Source organism: Bradyrhizobium sp. Pa8 (assembly GCF_052588265.1).
In genome coordinates this window covers 3256607-3272124 of the sequence record NZ_CP176767.1, presented here as the reverse complement: position 1 = coordinate 3272124, position 15518 = coordinate 3256607, and the positions used below count along the sequence as shown (strand labels likewise).

Annotated in this window: 15 protein-coding genes; 2 read left to right on the top strand and 13 right to left on the bottom strand. The window is 65.1% G+C overall.

Annotated elements, in window-relative coordinates:
* Positions 1-67 precede the first annotated feature (67 nt).
* The 13 genes from ACKWRH_RS14700 to ACKWRH_RS14640 all read right to left on the bottom strand — a co-directional run bounded on the left by ACKWRH_RS14700 (position 68) and on the right by ACKWRH_RS14640 (position 13915).
* The gene (locus tag ACKWRH_RS14700; protein WP_445222402.1) at positions 68-946 is read right to left on the bottom strand and encodes an SMP-30/gluconolactonase/LRE family protein; all 879 of its coding nucleotides are present in this window, start codon (positions 944-946) and stop codon (positions 68-70) included.
* Entirely contained in the window at positions 946-2022 is a 1077-nt protein-coding gene (locus tag ACKWRH_RS14695; RefSeq protein WP_445221126.1) for an aldose epimerase family protein, read from the bottom strand. Before ACKWRH_RS14695 ends, ACKWRH_RS14700 begins: the two co-directional genes overlap by 1 nt.
* 2 nt (positions 2023-2024) lie before the next feature.
* Positions 2025-2951 (bottom strand): Gfo/Idh/MocA family protein, encoded by a 927-nt coding sequence (locus ACKWRH_RS14690; protein WP_445221125.1) that lies wholly within the window; start codon positions 2949-2951, stop codon positions 2025-2027.
* Positions 2948-3700, bottom strand: coding sequence for a FadR/GntR family transcriptional regulator (locus ACKWRH_RS14685; protein WP_014496607.1), 753 nt, complete (start codon positions 3698-3700; stop codon positions 2948-2950). Before ACKWRH_RS14685 ends, ACKWRH_RS14690 begins: the two co-directional genes overlap by 4 nt.
* A complete protein-coding gene (gene yjfF / locus ACKWRH_RS14680; RefSeq protein WP_445221124.1) occupies positions 3697-4677 on the bottom strand; it encodes a galactofuranose ABC transporter, permease protein YjfF in 981 nt (326 codons plus the stop codon). The genes ACKWRH_RS14685 and yjfF overlap by 4 nt, the downstream gene beginning before the upstream one ends.
* Positions 4674-5666, bottom strand: a complete 993-nt coding sequence (locus ACKWRH_RS14675; RefSeq protein ID WP_445221123.1) for an ABC transporter permease — start codon at positions 5664-5666, stop codon at positions 4674-4676. Before ACKWRH_RS14675 ends, yjfF begins: the two co-directional genes overlap by 4 nt.
* Entirely contained in the window at positions 5663-7207 is a 1545-nt protein-coding gene (locus ACKWRH_RS14670; RefSeq protein WP_445221122.1) for a sugar ABC transporter ATP-binding protein, read from the bottom strand. Before ACKWRH_RS14670 ends, ACKWRH_RS14675 begins: the two co-directional genes overlap by 4 nt.
* A gap of 116 nt (positions 7208-7323) precedes the next feature.
* Positions 7324-8289: a galactofuranose ABC transporter, galactofuranose-binding protein YtfQ gene (ytfQ, locus tag ACKWRH_RS14665; protein ID WP_445221121.1), complete on the bottom strand. Its 966-nt coding sequence runs from the start codon at positions 8287-8289 to the stop codon at positions 7324-7326.
* 459 nt (positions 8290-8748) lie between these two features.
* Positions 8749-9921, bottom strand: coding sequence for a fumarylacetoacetate hydrolase family protein (locus tag ACKWRH_RS14660; protein ID WP_445221120.1), 1173 nt, complete (start codon positions 9919-9921; stop codon positions 8749-8751).
* 132 nt (positions 9922-10053) lie between these two features.
* On the bottom strand, positions 10054-11031 hold the full coding sequence (locus ACKWRH_RS14655) for a HEAT repeat domain-containing protein (protein ID WP_445221119.1): 978 nt from the start codon (positions 11029-11031) through the stop codon (positions 10054-10056).
* A gap of 2 nt (positions 11032-11033) precedes the next feature.
* Positions 11034-11267 (bottom strand): 4Fe-4S dicluster domain-containing protein, encoded by a 234-nt coding sequence (locus ACKWRH_RS14650; RefSeq protein ID WP_008141081.1) that lies wholly within the window; start codon positions 11265-11267, stop codon positions 11034-11036.
* A gap of 31 nt (positions 11268-11298) precedes the next feature.
* Positions 11299-13041: a fumarate reductase/succinate dehydrogenase flavoprotein subunit gene (locus ACKWRH_RS14645; protein ID WP_445221118.1), complete on the bottom strand. Its 1743-nt coding sequence runs from the start codon at positions 13039-13041 to the stop codon at positions 11299-11301.
* 100 nt (positions 13042-13141) lie between these two features.
* On the bottom strand, positions 13142-13915 hold the full coding sequence (locus tag ACKWRH_RS14640) for a ferredoxin--NADP reductase (protein WP_445221117.1): 774 nt from the start codon (positions 13913-13915) through the stop codon (positions 13142-13144).
* 207 nt (positions 13916-14122) lie between these two features.
* Here ACKWRH_RS14640 and ACKWRH_RS14635 point away from each other — a divergent pair, with 207 nt between their 5' ends.
* Together ACKWRH_RS14635 and ACKWRH_RS14630 are read left to right on the top strand one after the other, a co-directional pair.
* On the top strand, positions 14123-14419 hold the full coding sequence (locus tag ACKWRH_RS14635; protein WP_445222401.1) for a gamma-butyrobetaine hydroxylase-like domain-containing protein: 297 nt from the start codon (positions 14123-14125) through the stop codon (positions 14417-14419).
* Between the two features lie 191 nt (positions 14420-14610).
* Entirely contained in the window at positions 14611-15387 is a 777-nt protein-coding gene (locus ACKWRH_RS14630) for a Crp/Fnr family transcriptional regulator (RefSeq protein ID WP_445221116.1), read from the top strand.
* Positions 15388-15518: the final 131 nt, after the last annotated feature.

Below are 15518 nucleotides of genomic sequence, written 5' to 3'. Positions count from 1 at the left end.
CTCCCTTGGGTGTCAGACTGTATCTTCGTTTCGTCGAGAACGTTGGTCGTGTGCGGCTTCGAGCCTCCTATGCGAGCTTGACGTCAGGCTCCGCGCGGCCGCGCGCAGATGCTTGTAACAGGAAAGTGCAGCCAGCCTGCGGATCGGCGGCGCGCGCCGCCGCGTCCATATCCTGCCAGGCCGACGTGACGAGCAGGCGCGACAGATCAGGGCCGACGAAGGCCGGGCAGCTCGACTGCTTTGCCGGTACGCGCAGCGAGCGCAGGCGCTCGCCTTTCGGAGAGTAGACATCGATCCGGCCCGCACCCCAGCAGGCGTTCCAGATCTGCCCGTCGGCGTCGCACACCGAGCCGTCGAGGCCCCCGATGCCGGTGTGGCGCAACAGAACGTCCGGCTCGCCTCGCGGCAAGCCGGTCGCCGGATCAAGCGGAACGGCGTAGAGCACGCCGCGCGCGGTGTCGGCGAAGTAGCCGGTCGCCCCGTCCGGTGAAAAGCAGATCGAATTGGGAATGGTGATGCGAGGGAACAGCATCGATATCTTGCCGCGATGGAACGCGTAGATCGCGCCTGCTCCTGCTTCCGCATTGCGGCCCATGGTGCCGATCCAGAACGTGCCGGACTGATGCACACGGGCATCGTTGGAGCGCGTCGCCGGATTGTCCGCTTCAAGCGGACACACCAGCGTCAACGCGCCGTCGGCGAGCTTGCGGACGTAGAGGCCGTCTACGGCGACGATCAACTGGCGCTCGGCGTCGATGCGCCCGAGACCGCTCGCCATCCGGCCGAGCGCGTGGACGCGAATGCTGCCGCTGCCGAGATGAGCCTCGAACAGCCGCCCCTCGCGGATATCGAACCACCAGGCCGTGTCGGTGCTCAAATCATAGGTCGGCCCCTCGCCGAGATGGCATGGATCGTCCGAGAGAACCGAGGTCGGCACCTCTTCCATCATGGCGTCCTCACTCCAAAGCGATAGACCGTGTGATGGCGGTAGACCTCGCCGGGATTGAGGCGCGGGCTTGGGAAATCCGGCCGGTTCGGCGCATCCGGCCAGATGTGCGGCTCGAGACACATGGCATCCGACTGCCGGATGAGCTTGCCGCCCTTGCCCGAAATCGTGCCGTCGAGATAGTTGCCGGAATAGACCTGAAGGCCGGGCTGATTGGTCAGGAGCTCCATGATGCGCCCTGAACGCGGAGCCTCCAGCCGGGCCGCGAAAGCAAGCTTGCCATCATGCCCGAGACAGTAGGTATGGTCGTAGCCCCTGCCGTTCCGCAATTGCTGATCGCTCTCGCGGATGCGCGCGCCGACGGCCCCGCCGTCGCGGAAGTCGAACGGCGTTCCGGCCACCGCGCGCGGCGGCTCAGGCAACGGAATGGCGGTGGGATCGATGGCGAGGAAATGCTCGGCCGCGACCGTCAGCTTGTGGTCGAGAATGGGCGTGCCTGAGGTCGCGCCTTCCAGATTGAAGAAGCTGTGATTGGTCAGGTTGACGATGGTCGGCCGGTCGGTTCGCGCCTCCATCATCAACGACAGCTCTGCCGGGCCGGTGACGCGATAGGTCAGGCGGACGTCGAGCCGGCCGGGATAGTTTTCTTCGCCATGCGGACTCGAATAGGTGAGCGTGACGCCCGGCTCCGCACCGTCGTCGATCCCGGCGATCTCCCAGAGCTTGCGATCGAACCCGTCGAGGCCGCCATGCAGTGCATTCGGACCGTCGTTGACCGGAAGCTGCATCGTTTCGCCGTCCAGCGAAAATCGTCCGTTGGCAATGCGGTTGGCGTAGCGGCCGACGGTGGCACCGAAGAATTTTCGTTCGGCGAGATAACCGGCGAACGCGTCATGGCCGAGCACGACGTCGTCGTAACCGCCTTTGGCGTCCGGCGCGATGAGCGCCTGGATCACTGCGCCATGGGTGATGATGCGGGCTTCGAACCCGCCCTCCCCGCGCAGCACGATGCGCTCGACGTTGCGGCCGTCCGGCAGCGTTCCGAAGATGTCTTTTGTTATTTTTGAGCCAGCCATGTTCAGTCCACAAACGGTTCGACGATGTTGCGCCTGCCGAGCAGGAAGGCATCGGCAACGAGACGCAGCGGCGCCAGGTCGACGTCGCGCGCGCCGGTCGCGGTGAGCTTGACGAAACGCCCGTACAGCTCGCGATATTCCTGATCGGGCGCCTCGGCAACGGTCTCGCCGTCGATCGCCATGCGCCGGCCGCCGCCAGACAACGTCATTCGGCCCTGGTCCGTTTCGACGAGGATATCCCAACTCTGCGGTCCGGTCTGGCGGAAATCGAACTCGGCGGTCACAGGCAGGCCGCCAATGTCGGTCAGCGTCAGGTTCGCGGCGATCGGGGCCTGGCAATTGGCTGGAAAGGCCAGCTCGGCCGCGGTGACGAACACCGGCCGGGGCAGAATACGGGTCAGGATCGAGAGCGCGTTGATGCCGGGATCGAACACGCCGAGCCCGCCCGGCTCCCAGATCCAGCCTTGTCCGGGATGCCAGACGCGAACGTCTTCCTTCCAGTTGATGTGCACGGACTTGATCCGCCGCGTGACAAGCCACGCGCGCGCCGGCTCGACCGCGGGCGCATAACGCGAATGCCAGGTCGCAAACAGCGTTCGCTTGGCCTCCTCCGCCATCGCGATCAGCGGGTCGAGCTCGGCGACGCCGGTGCCGGGCGGCTTCTCCAGCATCACGTGCTTGCCCGCAGCGAGCGCCGCGGCGGCCTGCGCACGCCGAACCTGCGGCGGCGTGCAGAGCGAGACGGCATCGATCGGCGGCCCCTTTTCCAGCAATTCCTCGATGGTCGCAAAATGCGGCACGCCCGGCAGCGATGCGTTGCGGCTCGCGACGGCCGCGAGCGTCGCGCCCGCCGTCGCGGCAATCGCACCGACATGCTGGTCGCGCGCGATCTTGCCGAAGCCGACGATGGCAATGCGAAGTTCGGTCACGCTTTTTCTCCAGTATCCGCGGACGGCAACGCCTCGGCCTCGTGGCGGCGCATACCGTTGTGAATGACATAAACCATCGCCTCCGAGGCGGTCTGGGCGTCGCCGGCGGCGATGCCATCGACGATCTTCTGGTGCCAGAGCAGCACGGTGTCACGGTCCTCCGGCTCGACCGGTGCGCTGAGCAGGAAGGAGGCGCGCAAGGCGGCCTCGATGACGTGGCCGATCGAGCGCATGAACAGATTGCCCGAAGCGCGCGCCACCGCAACATGGAGCGCGAGGTCGGCGTCGGCAAAGCCGACGGAATCGGAAGCCTCAAACCGCATGCGGTCCATGCAACGACGGAGTTCGGCGAGGTCGTCCTCGGACCGTTGCGCCGCAGCCAGCATGGCCGCGCGCGGCTCAACCGCGAGGCGAATCTCGGCGAGGTCGTTGAGGAAGCGCTTGTCGATGCCGGCGTCCAGATGCCAGGCCAGCACGTCGGCGTCGAACATGTTCCAGGCGGCGCGCTCGCGTACGACGGTGCCGACGCGGGCCTTGGTGGTGAGCAGCCCCTTGGCGACCAGGGTCTTCACGCTCTCGCGCAGCACCGGCCGCGACACGCCGAACATCGCAATCATCTCGGCATCACCAGGCAGGCGCGTTCCCTCGGCGTAGCGGCCGGCGATGATGTCGACGCCGATCGAGCGGGCCACTTCCGCATGGTTGGAGTGAGCCCGGCGCGTCGGGATGACGACGATGCGCGACGTCATGTGGCTGCTCCTGCGCGCTTCGCCGCCGGCCGCCGCGCGAGCGCGACCAGCCCCTGCTGCAAGGCGATGAAGGCGAACAGTAGCACGCCGGTCGCGATCTTGGTCCACCAGCTCGACAGCGTTCCGTCGAAATTGATGTAGGTCTGGATCAGGCCCTGGATCAGCACGCCGAGGAAGGTGCCGATCACCGAGCCCTGCCCGCCCGTGAGCAGCGTGCCGCCGATCACGACGGCCGCGATGGTGTCGAGCTCGACGCCGACCGCGGAGAGCGAATAGCCGGCGCTGGTATAGAAGGAGAACACGATGCCGGCGATGCCCGCGAGCAGGCTCGACAGCAGGTAGATCTTCACCGTCATCTTGCCGACGGCAACGCCCATCAGGCTCGCGGTCGCCCGGCTGCCGCCGAGCGCATAGACATTGGCGCCGAACCGGGTGAGATGCAGCAGCAGCGCGCCGCCGATCACGATCACGAGCATGATGATCGCGATCGCCGTCAATCGCCCTCCGCCGGGCATCCGCAACGCGAAGTCCGACACCGTGGAGTAAACAGGCGCGGTGATCGGCACCGATTCCGTCGAGAGCAGGAAGCTCGCGCCACGGGCCAGGAACATTCCCGCCAGCGTCACGATGAACGGCGGCAGATCGAAGACATGGATCACCGCGCCCATCGCCGCTCCGAAGGCCGCCGAGAGCGCGAGGATCGCGACGAAGGCAAGCAGCGGCGGCACGCCCCAGCGCTCGATCGCAAGCGCGACGAACACGGTGGTGAAGCCGATCACCGAGCCGACCGAAAGGTCGATGCCGCCGGAGATGATGACGAAAGTCATGCCGGTGGCGACGATGCCCAGGAAGGCGTTGTCGGTGAGGAGATTGCCGACCACGCGGGTCGAGGCGATGTTGGGGAATTGCACCGCGCAGAGCGCAAAGCCGGCAACGAGCACGATGGCGGTGATGAGGACGGGCGGCAGGCCTTTCATGCTTTGGCCCTCCGCAGCCGCGCGGCGATCCCGGCAATCCCCGAAAATTTCGGCGATTGCAGCAGCAGCACCGTCATCACCACCACCGCTTTGACCAGCAAATTGAACTCCGGTGGATAGCCCGACAGCAGAATGCCGGTGTTCATGGTCTGGATGATCAACGCACCGAGCACGGCCAGCACGAGGCTGAAGCGGCCGCCGAACAGGGAGGTCCCGCCGATCACCACCGCGAGGATGGCGTCGAGTTCGAGCCAGAGGCCGGCATTGTTGGCATCCGCGCCCATGATGTCGGCCGCCGCGATCACGCCGGCGAGCGCGGCACAGATGCCGCACCAGACATAGACCGCCAGGATCATGGCGCGCGTGCCGACGCCGGCAAGCTCGCTCGCCCGCGCGTTGCCGCCGGTTGCCTCGATCAGCAGTCCGAGCGCCGAGCCGCGCACCACCGCGCCGGTGAGAATCAGCATGCCCAGGGCAATCGCGACCGGCATCGGCACGCCGAGCACCGCGCCATTGCCAAGCCAGACCAGATCCGGCGAGGAGAAGGTCACGATACGCCCCTCAGTAATGAGCTGCGCGATGCCGCGTCCTGCCACCATCAGGATCAGCGTCGCCACGATAGGCTGCATGCCGAGCACCGCGACGAGAAATCCGTTCCACAATCCGCAAATCAGGCCAGCGCCGAGCGCGGCCGCAAGGACCACGGCAAGGCTGTGAGTGTCGGCAAGGCTCGCCGCGATCGCGCCCGAGATGGCCATGACCGCACCGACCGACAGATCGATGCCGCGCGTCGCGATCACCAGCACCATGCCGAGCGAGAGCAGCGCCACCGGCGTGCCGCGGTTGAGCACATCGATCAGGCTGCCGAACAGCCGGCCGTCCTGGAGGCGCAGATCGAAGAATTGCGGCGACACGATGCGATCGATCGCCAGGATGACGATCAGCGCGAGGATCTGGGCAAGGCCGCGGCGCGGCAACAGCGCTGTCATGCCCGGCCCTCATGCGCGACAGCGGCGCCATCGGCGGCGATGGCCGCGAGGATGTTGCCGACGTCGATCGCCTCGCCCGCGAGCTCCTCGACATGGGCGCGGTCGCGCAACACGACCACGCGGTCGGAATAGGTCACGATCTCATCCAGCTCGGAGGAGATCACGAGCAGCGCCAGCCCGTCGTCGCAGAGCTCGCGGATCAGGCGGATGATCTCAGCATGCGCGCCGACGTCGATGCCGCGGGTCGGCTCGTCCAGCACCAGGAGGCGCGGCGAGGTCGCGAGCCAGCGCGCCAGCAGCACCTTCTGCTGATTGCCGCCGGACAACAGCCCCACGGCGCGCTCCGGATCAGGCGGGCGAATGTCGAGCATCCTGACGTAGCGGCCTGCGATCTCGTCCTGCTCGCGGCGCGACAACGGCCGGTGCAGGCCCCGCTTGGCCTGGAGCGCGAGCACGATGTTCTCCCGCACGGTGAGCTCGGCGACGATGCCGTCGGTCTTGCGCTCTTCCGGGCAATAGCCAAAGCCGTGGCGCACGCCGTCGCGCGGCGATTGCAGCCGCACGGGCGCCCCCTCCACCCTCGCCTGCCCGCCCTCCGCGCGCTCGGCACCGAACACCAACCGCGCCGTTTCGGTCCGGCCCGAGCCGAGCAGACCGGCGAGACCCACGACCTCGCCATGGCGCAGCTCGAGATTGAACGGCGCGACATAGCCGGCCTTGCCGTAGTTCGCGAAACTCGCGCAGACCTCGCGCGCCTGATGCTCTCCCGCCGACGCGCGGGCGCTGGTGGTCTCGGCCAGCTCGCGGCCAAGCATCATCCGGATCAGCTCGAGCCGCGGCAGCGAGGCGGTCTCGCGCTCACCGACCAGGCGGCCGTTGCGCAACACCGTGATGCGGTCGGAGATCTCGTAGACCTGATCGAGGAAGTGGCTGACGAACACGATGCCGATGCCGCGCTTGGCGAGCTGACGCATGATGCCGAACAGAATCTCGACCTCGTGACGGTCGAGGCTCGCGGTCGGCTCGTCCAGGATCAGCACGCGGGCGGAAAGATCGACCGCGCGCGCAATCGCGGTGACGTGCTGGATGGCGACGGAATAGCTGCCGAGCGGCGCGGCGACGTCGATATCGAGGCCGAAGTCCGTGAGAAGCGCCTTGGCGCGACGCCGCATCTCGCCTTCACGCACGATGCCGAAGCGCATCGGCTGTCGGTCGAGGAACAGGTTCTGCGCGACCGAGAGATTCGGCAGCAGATTGACCTCCTGGTAGACGGTGGCGATACCGGCCTGGAGCGCGGCCTTGGCCGAGCGCGGCGCGACCTCTTCAACGCCCAGCCGGACGATACCGGCATCGCGCGGGAATACGCCGGTGATCACCTTGATCAGCGTGGACTTGCCTGCGCCGTTCTCACCGAGCAGCGCATGAATCTCGCCGGCGCGAAGCGTGAAGTCGACCTCCTGCAACGCACGCACAGCACCGAAGCTTTTGCTGATCCCGCGCACCTCCAGCAGGGAAGGAGCAGGATCGGGGCTGTTCTCCATAACGACGTCACTCCCACCGGCGTCCGCTTATGCTGCGGACACCCAGCCTATTCGTTCGCGCAATGGTTTCGAAGGGGGCGCCGGACCACGGGGGAGCGGTCCGGCGCGGCGCCGCCTCAGTAACCGAGGCCCTTCTTGCTGTCGTAGATCTTCTGCGGATCGTCAGCCGCGGTATAGAGCTTGGAGTCGGTCTGGATCCACTTGGGCGGAACGGTGCCCTTGTCCTTGAAGGCCGCGATGGCATCGAGCGCGGGGCCGGCCATGTTCGGCGTCAGCTCGACTGTGGCGTTGGCTTCGCCGACAGCCATGGCCTTGAAGATGTCAGGGACCGCATCGATCGAGACGGTGAGGATCTCCTTGCCCGGCTTGAGGCCGGCTTCCTTCATCGCCTGGATCGCGCCGACCATCATGTCGTCATTGTGCGCATAGACGGCGCAGATCGACTTGCCGCCCCCTTCGGCCTTGATGAAGCTCTCCATCACCTCTTTGCCCTTGGCGCGGGTGAAGTCGCCGGTCTGGCTGCGCACCACCTTGAGGTTCGCATGCTTCGCGATGGCGGTGTCAAAGCCCTTCTTGCGGTTGGCGGCGACGCTGGCGCCGACCGTGCCCTGCAATTCGACGACGTTGCAGGCCTTGCCGCCGACGGTCTTGGCCAGCCAGTCGCCGGCAACCTCGCCTTCATGCACGCTGTCGGAGGTCACGGCGGTGAGATAGAGCTCCTTGCCGGAGGGATCGATGTCGCGGTCGAGCAGCACGACCGGGATCTTGGCCTCCTTGGCTTCCTTCAGCACCGAGTCCCAACCGGTCGAGACCACGGGTGCAAGGAAGATCGCATCGACGTTCTGCGCGATAAAGGAGCGGATCGCCTTGATCTGGTTCTCCTGCTTCTGCTGCGCGTCGGCGATCTTAAGATTGACCTTTCGCTTGGCAGCCTCCTGCTTGGAGACCGACGTCTCGGCCGCGCGCCAGCCGGATTCCGATCCGATCTGCGAGAAGCCGATGGTGAGCTCGGCGGCGCTGGCCGGCAGCGCGAGCAGCAACGCGGCCGTGGCGCTGGCCGCAAAGAGGGCTTTGAGGGTCATCAGGCGTGTCTCCCAAGAAGTCATCTTGTGTTATCTCGGGCGCCGATTGGTAGCATGGCACCCGCAGGCCGGCCCTTGAGGCGGCGGGAGGGACTATTTCACGGAAGATGAGTTCCGACTAGTCATATTATTTGACTATTAGTGTGGAATTTCGATTTGGCGTGAAGGACGGTTCAATGACACGCCCAGCGCGATTTTGTTCCGTGGATGCAACGGGGAGATGAAGGAGTATGTGCGGTTCGCAACCTCTCCTTCGCGTCATTGCGAGCGCAGCGAAGCAATCCAGAATCTGTCCGCCGAGGGACTCTGGATTGCTTCGCTGCGCTCGCAATGAAGGTGTGGATAGAGTTCGGCGTAGGTCGACCAAATCGACTCGCGGAGAGTCCGCCTGACCCGGACTGCATCTTCGATGCAATCCGGCCCCTCCCCGCGTGCGGGGAGAGGCGAAGGGCAGCGGAGCTAGATCAGCTTCCGTTGCGCGAGGTTCTTCATCAGCGCGCCGATTCCAAACGTCCACGGCTCGCACTCGTCGCTGGTGCGCATGCGGTTGACGAGCTTGCCGAGTTGGGGCGCTGCGATCGTGACGATATCGTCGCGCTTGTGGGTGAACCCCTGCCCCGGCGCATCGCGATCCTTGACGGGGGCGAACATCGTGCCGAGGAACAGCACGAAACCGTCGGGGTATTGATGGACCTTGCCGATCGTCTGCTCGACGAGGTCCGTCGGATCGCGACTGATCATGCTGATCGAGGAATGGCCGTCGAGGACGAAACCGTCCGCGCCCTTCACGTTCAGGCTGATATCGAGCTTGCGGGCGTCGTCGAGTGTGAAGGTGTCGTCGAACAGGCGCAGCAGCGGCCCGATCGCGCACGAGGCATTGTTGTCCTTGGCCTTTGAGAGCAAGAGCGCCGAACGCCCCTCGAAGTCGCGCAGATTGACGTCGTTGCCGAGCGCGCCGCCGACGATCTTGCCGCGGCTCGAGACGAACAGCACGAGCTCGGGCTCGGGATTGTTCCAGGTCGATTTCGGATGCAGGCCGGCATCCATGCCGGTGCCGACTGACGACAGCGTCGGCGCCTTGGTGAAGACCTCGGCATCCGGACCGATGCCGACTTCGAGATATTGGCTCCAGGCGTTCTGATCGATCAGCACCTGCTTCAAATGCATCGCCTGGTCGGAGCCCGGCTTGAGCTTCGACAGATCGTCGCCGATCAGCCGCGTCACTTCTTTCCGGATCGCTTCGGCCGAGGCCGGATTGCCCTTGGCCCGCTCTTCGATGACGCGCTCCAGCATCGAGATGGCGAAGGTGACGCCGGCGGCCTTCAGGGTCTGGAGATCGAGGGGCGCAAGCAGCCACGGCTTTTTCGGATCCCGGCCATCCGGCGCCGTGTTGGCCACGATCGCTTCGAGATCGCCGATGCGCTCGCCCTTGATCGCGGCGAGCGCCTTGGCCGGATTGTCTTCCTCGCAGAGCGCGCTGACGGTCGGAAACCTGGCGGTGACGTCGAAGACGCCGTCACCACGGACGGCGACAACGGCCGGGCCGTTCGCCTGCGGCAGCCAGACGCGGCCGACCAGCGTCCCCTTCGTTCCATCCTCGGGGAGAAGATCTTTTACAGACAGTGTCGTCATGGCCACGTCCTCGCTCTTTCTCGGATCGGCCGCGCTGAAATAGCAGCCGATCCCATTGGCGAAGACCAATAAACGTCTGGCAGGGGAAGTCCAGACCGGCAGCGAAGAGCCGCTATGCCCCTGCCCGGGCCCTTATGCGCCTGCTCGCGCTTTGCGCGCCGCGATCTGCTGGAGCGCCCAGCGCGCGTTCTTGCGAACATCAGGGTCGGCGTCGTCGGCGATGACGGCCAGGAACGCCTCGCCGTCGGGATGGGCGATCTCGCCGAGCGCGGCGGCCGCCTCCTTCCGCAAATTGGCCTGGTCGTGGTTGATGCAATTGCCGATCGGGCGTACCGCGCGCTCGATCTTCATCTTGCCGAGGCTGCGGATCGCCTTCAGCCGCACCTGCCAGAATTCATCGGCAAGCGAGCCTACAAGCTGATCGGCCGCGAGCGAGCCGTTGACGTTGAGGCCCAGCGTCTCCGCAGCCATCTCGCGTACCATCCAGTCCGAATCCTTCAGCCCGCGCGTGATCGTCTCGGCCGCGGGCTTCAGTTGCGAGAAGGCCAGCGCGCTCACTGCGGCGCGGCGCACATGGGCGTCGGGATCGTTGATCAGCGCGGTCAACGCGGGGATGGATTCCTCCAGCTTGAGGAAGCCGATCACGCCGATCGACTGCACGCGAACGGCCGCATCTTGATCCAGGAGCGCTTCCAGTGCCGGCTTCAGCGTGTCCTTGCAGCGCAGCTCCTTCAGCGCGCGCAGCGCGCCCATGCGGACAAAGGCGTGGGCGTGCTTGACCAGCGGCAGGATGATCTCGGCGCAGGCCGGATCCTTGAACTCGGCCATGCTGTCGGCCGCGGCCGCCGCCACGATCCTTTCGGGATCGACCAGCAGCTTGACCAGCCCACTCGCGGCATCGGGCCCGTCGAACTCGCCGAGCGCCATCGCGACCTGCTGGCGCACGCCGGCATCGGGATCGGCGACCATGTTGGCGAGATGGGCGACCGCCGCGGGATCTCCGGAATGCCCGAGCGCGATGATGGCGACACGGCGCTCGGCGGGATCGGCGGCCTGCAGCCGCTCGTCGGCGTCTTCGAGGTCGTCATAGGATTCGAACGGGCTCGACATGATCACCTCAACAGATAGGGAATGTTGACGGTGACGGCGCCGGTCGGGCAATCGGCCTCGCAGGGCATGCAATACCAGCACTCGTCATAGGCCATGTAGGCCTTGCCGGTCATGTCGCTGATGCGGAGCACGTCGAGCGGGCAGACGTCGACGCACACGGTGCAGCCCTTGTCGGCGATGCATTTGGCGTCGTCGACGACCACCGGAACCGATGTCTGATAGGACGCGAGAGGCATTTTATGTCTCCTGTTGCGATGTTGCGGTGGATCAGGCGGAGGCGCGGATGCGCTGCTTGTCGTAGAGGTCCTTCTCGTCGTCGGCGATCGGCACGACATAGGGCTCCACGGCGCGCTTCTCGCTGGTCATCTTGCCGTTCTGCTTGGAGAGCAGCGTGTGGCAGAACCAGTTCTCGTTGTCCTTCTCCGGGAAATCGGTGCGCCAGTGGTAGAGGCCCCAGCGGCTCTCCTCGCGGTACAACGAGGCGTGCACCGCCATGTCGGCGCAGTCCATGATCGACTGCACTTCGAGCGCACGAAGCAGCTCGTGCGCGTTGCGCGCGATCATGTGCTCCTGCATGTCCTGTCGCGTCTCGGCGAGGCGGAGCATGCCGAGCTCATATTTGCGCGTGACCTTCGGCGGCTGGAGATAGTCGTTGACGAGGCGACGGGTCTTGTACTCGACCTGGTTCGGTGGAATGCCGTCCTCGCGCTTCGTTGGCGCCAGCACGCGGTCGCGCTCCCTGGCGACATCGGCCGCATCGAACTCCGCAAAGTCATGGTTGTCGGCGAACTCCATCGCGTCGATGCCGGCAACCGAGCCGTTGGTGAAGGCGCCGAGCATGTAATTGTGCGGCACGCTCGCCATATCGCCGGCGGCATAGAGGCCGGGCACCGTCGTGCGCGCATTGTCGTCGACGAATACACCGGAGGCGCTGTGGCCGGAGCAGAACCCGATCTCGGAGATGTGCATCTCGATCGACTCGCTGCGATAATCGACCCCGCGCCCCTGCTGGAACAGGCCGCGCGTGGGACGCTCCACCTTGTGCAGCGTGGATTCGATCTCCGAGATGGTATCGGGATGGAGATGCTTGAGCTGGAGGAACACCGGGCCCTTGCCGGACAGCAGCTCATTGTAGAATTCCAGCATCATCTGGCCCGACCAGTAGTCGCATTCGATGAAGCGCGATCCCTCGTTGTTGGCGGTGAAGGCACCGAAGGGACCGGCCACGTAAGCGCAAGCCGGGCCGTTATAATCCTTGATCAGCGGATTGATCTGGTAGCATTCGAGGTTCGCGAGCGCGGCACCGGCGTGATAGGCCATGGCATAGCCGTCGCCGGAATTGGCGGCGTTCTCGTAGGTGCCGAACATGTAGCCGGAGGTCGGCAGGCCCAGGCGGCCGGCGGCGCCCATGCAGAGGATGACGGCCTTGGCCTTGATCACCAGCATCTCGGCGGTCCGGGTGTTGACGGAGATCGCGCCGGCGATACGGCCGTCGGCGGATTTGAGCAGCCGCGTCGCCATGTAGCGGTTGGAGATCAGGATGCGGGCGCGGCGAAGCTGACGATAAAGCGCCTTCTTGACCGTCTCGCCGTTCGGCATCGGCAGCACATAGGTGCCGATGTGGTGCACCTTCTTGACGGCGTAGTCGCCGTTCTCGTTCTTGAGGAAGCGGATGCCGAAGCTGTCGAGCTCCTCGATGATCTTGTAACAGTTCTGCGCGTATTTATAGACCGCCTTCTGGTCGACGATGCCGTCGTTGGCGATGGTGATTTCCTTGGTGTACTGCTCCGGCGTCGCATAGCCGGGGATGACGGCGTTGTTGAGCCCGTCCATGCCCATCGAGATCGCGCCGGAGCGTTTGACGTTGGCCTTCTCGAGCAAGACGACGTTGGCCTTCGGGTTCTTCAGCTTCGCCTTCAGCGCCGCCATCGGGCCGGCCGTGCCGCCGCCGATGACGAGCACGTCGCAGGAAACCTCCGAAAGTCCGTCGACGATCTCATCTAGTGCCATCACTTGCTCCTGGTTCGCCGGTCCGGCGCTTTCGCATCAGATTTGTTCAGGTGGTCGTCCGGCGATAGCAATTAGTTGTCGCCGGGACGCGATTTGCGCCTCAGCGCTCGACGAAGGCCTTTTCGATGACGAAATGGCCGGGCTGGCTGTGATTGCCTTCGACAAAGCCGCGCGCGGCAAACATCGCGGGGAGTTCCTCGAGCATCGCCGGGCTGCCGCACAGCATGATGCGATCGGTCGCTATATCGAGGCCTGACTGCCCGATGTCGTCGAACAGCTGGTTGGAGGCGATCAGGTCGGTGATGCGGCCGCGGTTTTTGAACGGCTCGCGGGTCACCGTCGGGTAGTAGACGAGCTTGTCGCGGATCAGCGGACCGAAGAATTCGTGATTGCGCAGGCCGTCGACGAGGTGCTCGCCATAGGCGAGCTCGGAGACCTGGCGGCAACCATGAGCGAGCACGATGGTCTCGTAATTCTCGTAGACATCAGGGTCCTTGATCAGGCTGGCGAAGGGCGCAAGGCCGGTGCCGGTCGAAAGCAGCAGCAGGCGCTTTCCCGGAATGAGGTTGCCGGTAATCAGCGTGCCCGTCGCCTTGCGGCCGACCAGGATGATGTCGCCCTCCCGGATCTTCTGGAGGCGCGAGGTCAGCGGCCCGTCCTGAACCTTGATCGAGAAGAATTCGAGCGCCTCCTCGTGATTGGCGCTCGCCATGCTGTAGGCCCGCATCAACGGCTTGCCCTCGACTTCCAGCCCGATCATCGCGAACTGGCCGTTCTGGAAACGGAAGCCCGGATCGCGCGTCGCCGTGAAGCTGAACAGGGACTCGGTCCAGTGCCGGACCGACAAAACCGTTTCCTTCTGAAATGCGCTCATGGTCTCTCCTCAGCCATCGATGGCGCACAAGGTTTCGGAGAGAGCAGAGTCCGGCAATTCGGAAGTGAAATTCCCAGTCGATTAGTTTCACATTTGGTGGGCGGTGACTGAAGAGGAGGCAGACGGCCACGCGTCCGCGCCGGCAATTAGTTGCTATTCGGGCGCGGCCGCGCCGACATAGAAGGAAGCTGGAGGTTCGTCATGACCATGACCTTGGTGGCGCCGATTGTGGCCGACTACGAAGCCAGCGCCGATCTCGCGACGCTCGTCGTCCGCACCACGCAGGACGATGTGGTCGGAATCACTGCCGAGCAGCTCCGTGTCTCCTGTAAATGCGCTCACTGCACTCGCGCCCGCTTCGACGATCGCTTCCCCGAACGCTTTCCCGGCATCGCCATCACCGAGATCGGCGATCTCGGCTACGGGCTGAACATCTCGTTCTCGGATGGGCATAACAGGGGGATTTACCCGAGGCCGTATTTGTTGAGCTTGGCGGGGCTGTAGGCGCCGGACCGTTCCTCTTGCTCCACTGTCATTCCCCGCGAAAGCGGGGAATCGAGTACGCCGCGGCCTCTCCGTAACCCATTGCTGACTCTGGAATACTGGGTCGCCCGGTCAAGCCGGGCGACGACAGCGGAGTAAAGCTGGCACGGACATTGCTCCTCTTTAGAACGATTTGAACGTTCCGGAGGCGGATGATGTTGCAGGCGGCCAATGTGGTTCGCGGGACGGTTCCCGCAACGGTCCGGCCTGCCGGCGGCTCGTCGCTGCTGCTGACCGAGAACCAGCAATGGATCGGCGGACCGCCGCCGCTGATGGACAAGCTGTCACCGCGCGAGCGGGAGCTGGTGCTGAAGCAAGGCCGGCGAAAGGTGCTCAACCGCGGCCAGACGCTGTTCAGCCAGGGTGGCAAGCATGACGGCATCTGGCTGATCGAGAGCGGCCGCATCCGCGTGTTCTACACCTCGCCGCTCGGACGCGAGATCACGCTGGCCTATTGGCATGTCGGCAATTTCGTCGGTGGGCCCGAAGTGTTCGAAGGCACCGTGCACCAATGGTCCGGCGTCGCATCCAGCAATTGCAGCGTGGTACACCTGCCCGGAAAGGAGCTGCGGTCGCTTGCCGTGGAGATCCCGAACCTCGCCATCGGCCTCATTGAAGGCCTCACCTTCAAGGGCAAATGCTATTCGGCGCTGGCGCAGATGCTGGGAACGCGCTCGATCACCCAGCGCCTCGCGCATCTCCTGCTGCATCTGGTCGAGCTCTACGGCGTCGAGGACGCCGACGGCCGGGTGATCGCGGCCGCCTTCACCCATGCCGACATCGCCCACATGGTCGGCGCCACCAGGCAATGGGTCACCATCAGCCTGAAGCGCATGCAGGAGAAGGGAATCGTGGTGACGAAGCGCTCACAGATCGTGGTCTGCCGGCCCGACGTGCTCGAAGAGATGCGCGGCCAAGGCGCCGACTAACGCCGATGCACAGGCAAGCGGCTTTATAGTGCAGGACTGCCCAAGGAGTATGCAATCAGCTTTTCCCGGCAACTAATCGACTGCGGCGGTCACTCCGGATTTGCCCTGCCCGCGGCCTCACCCAATCATGG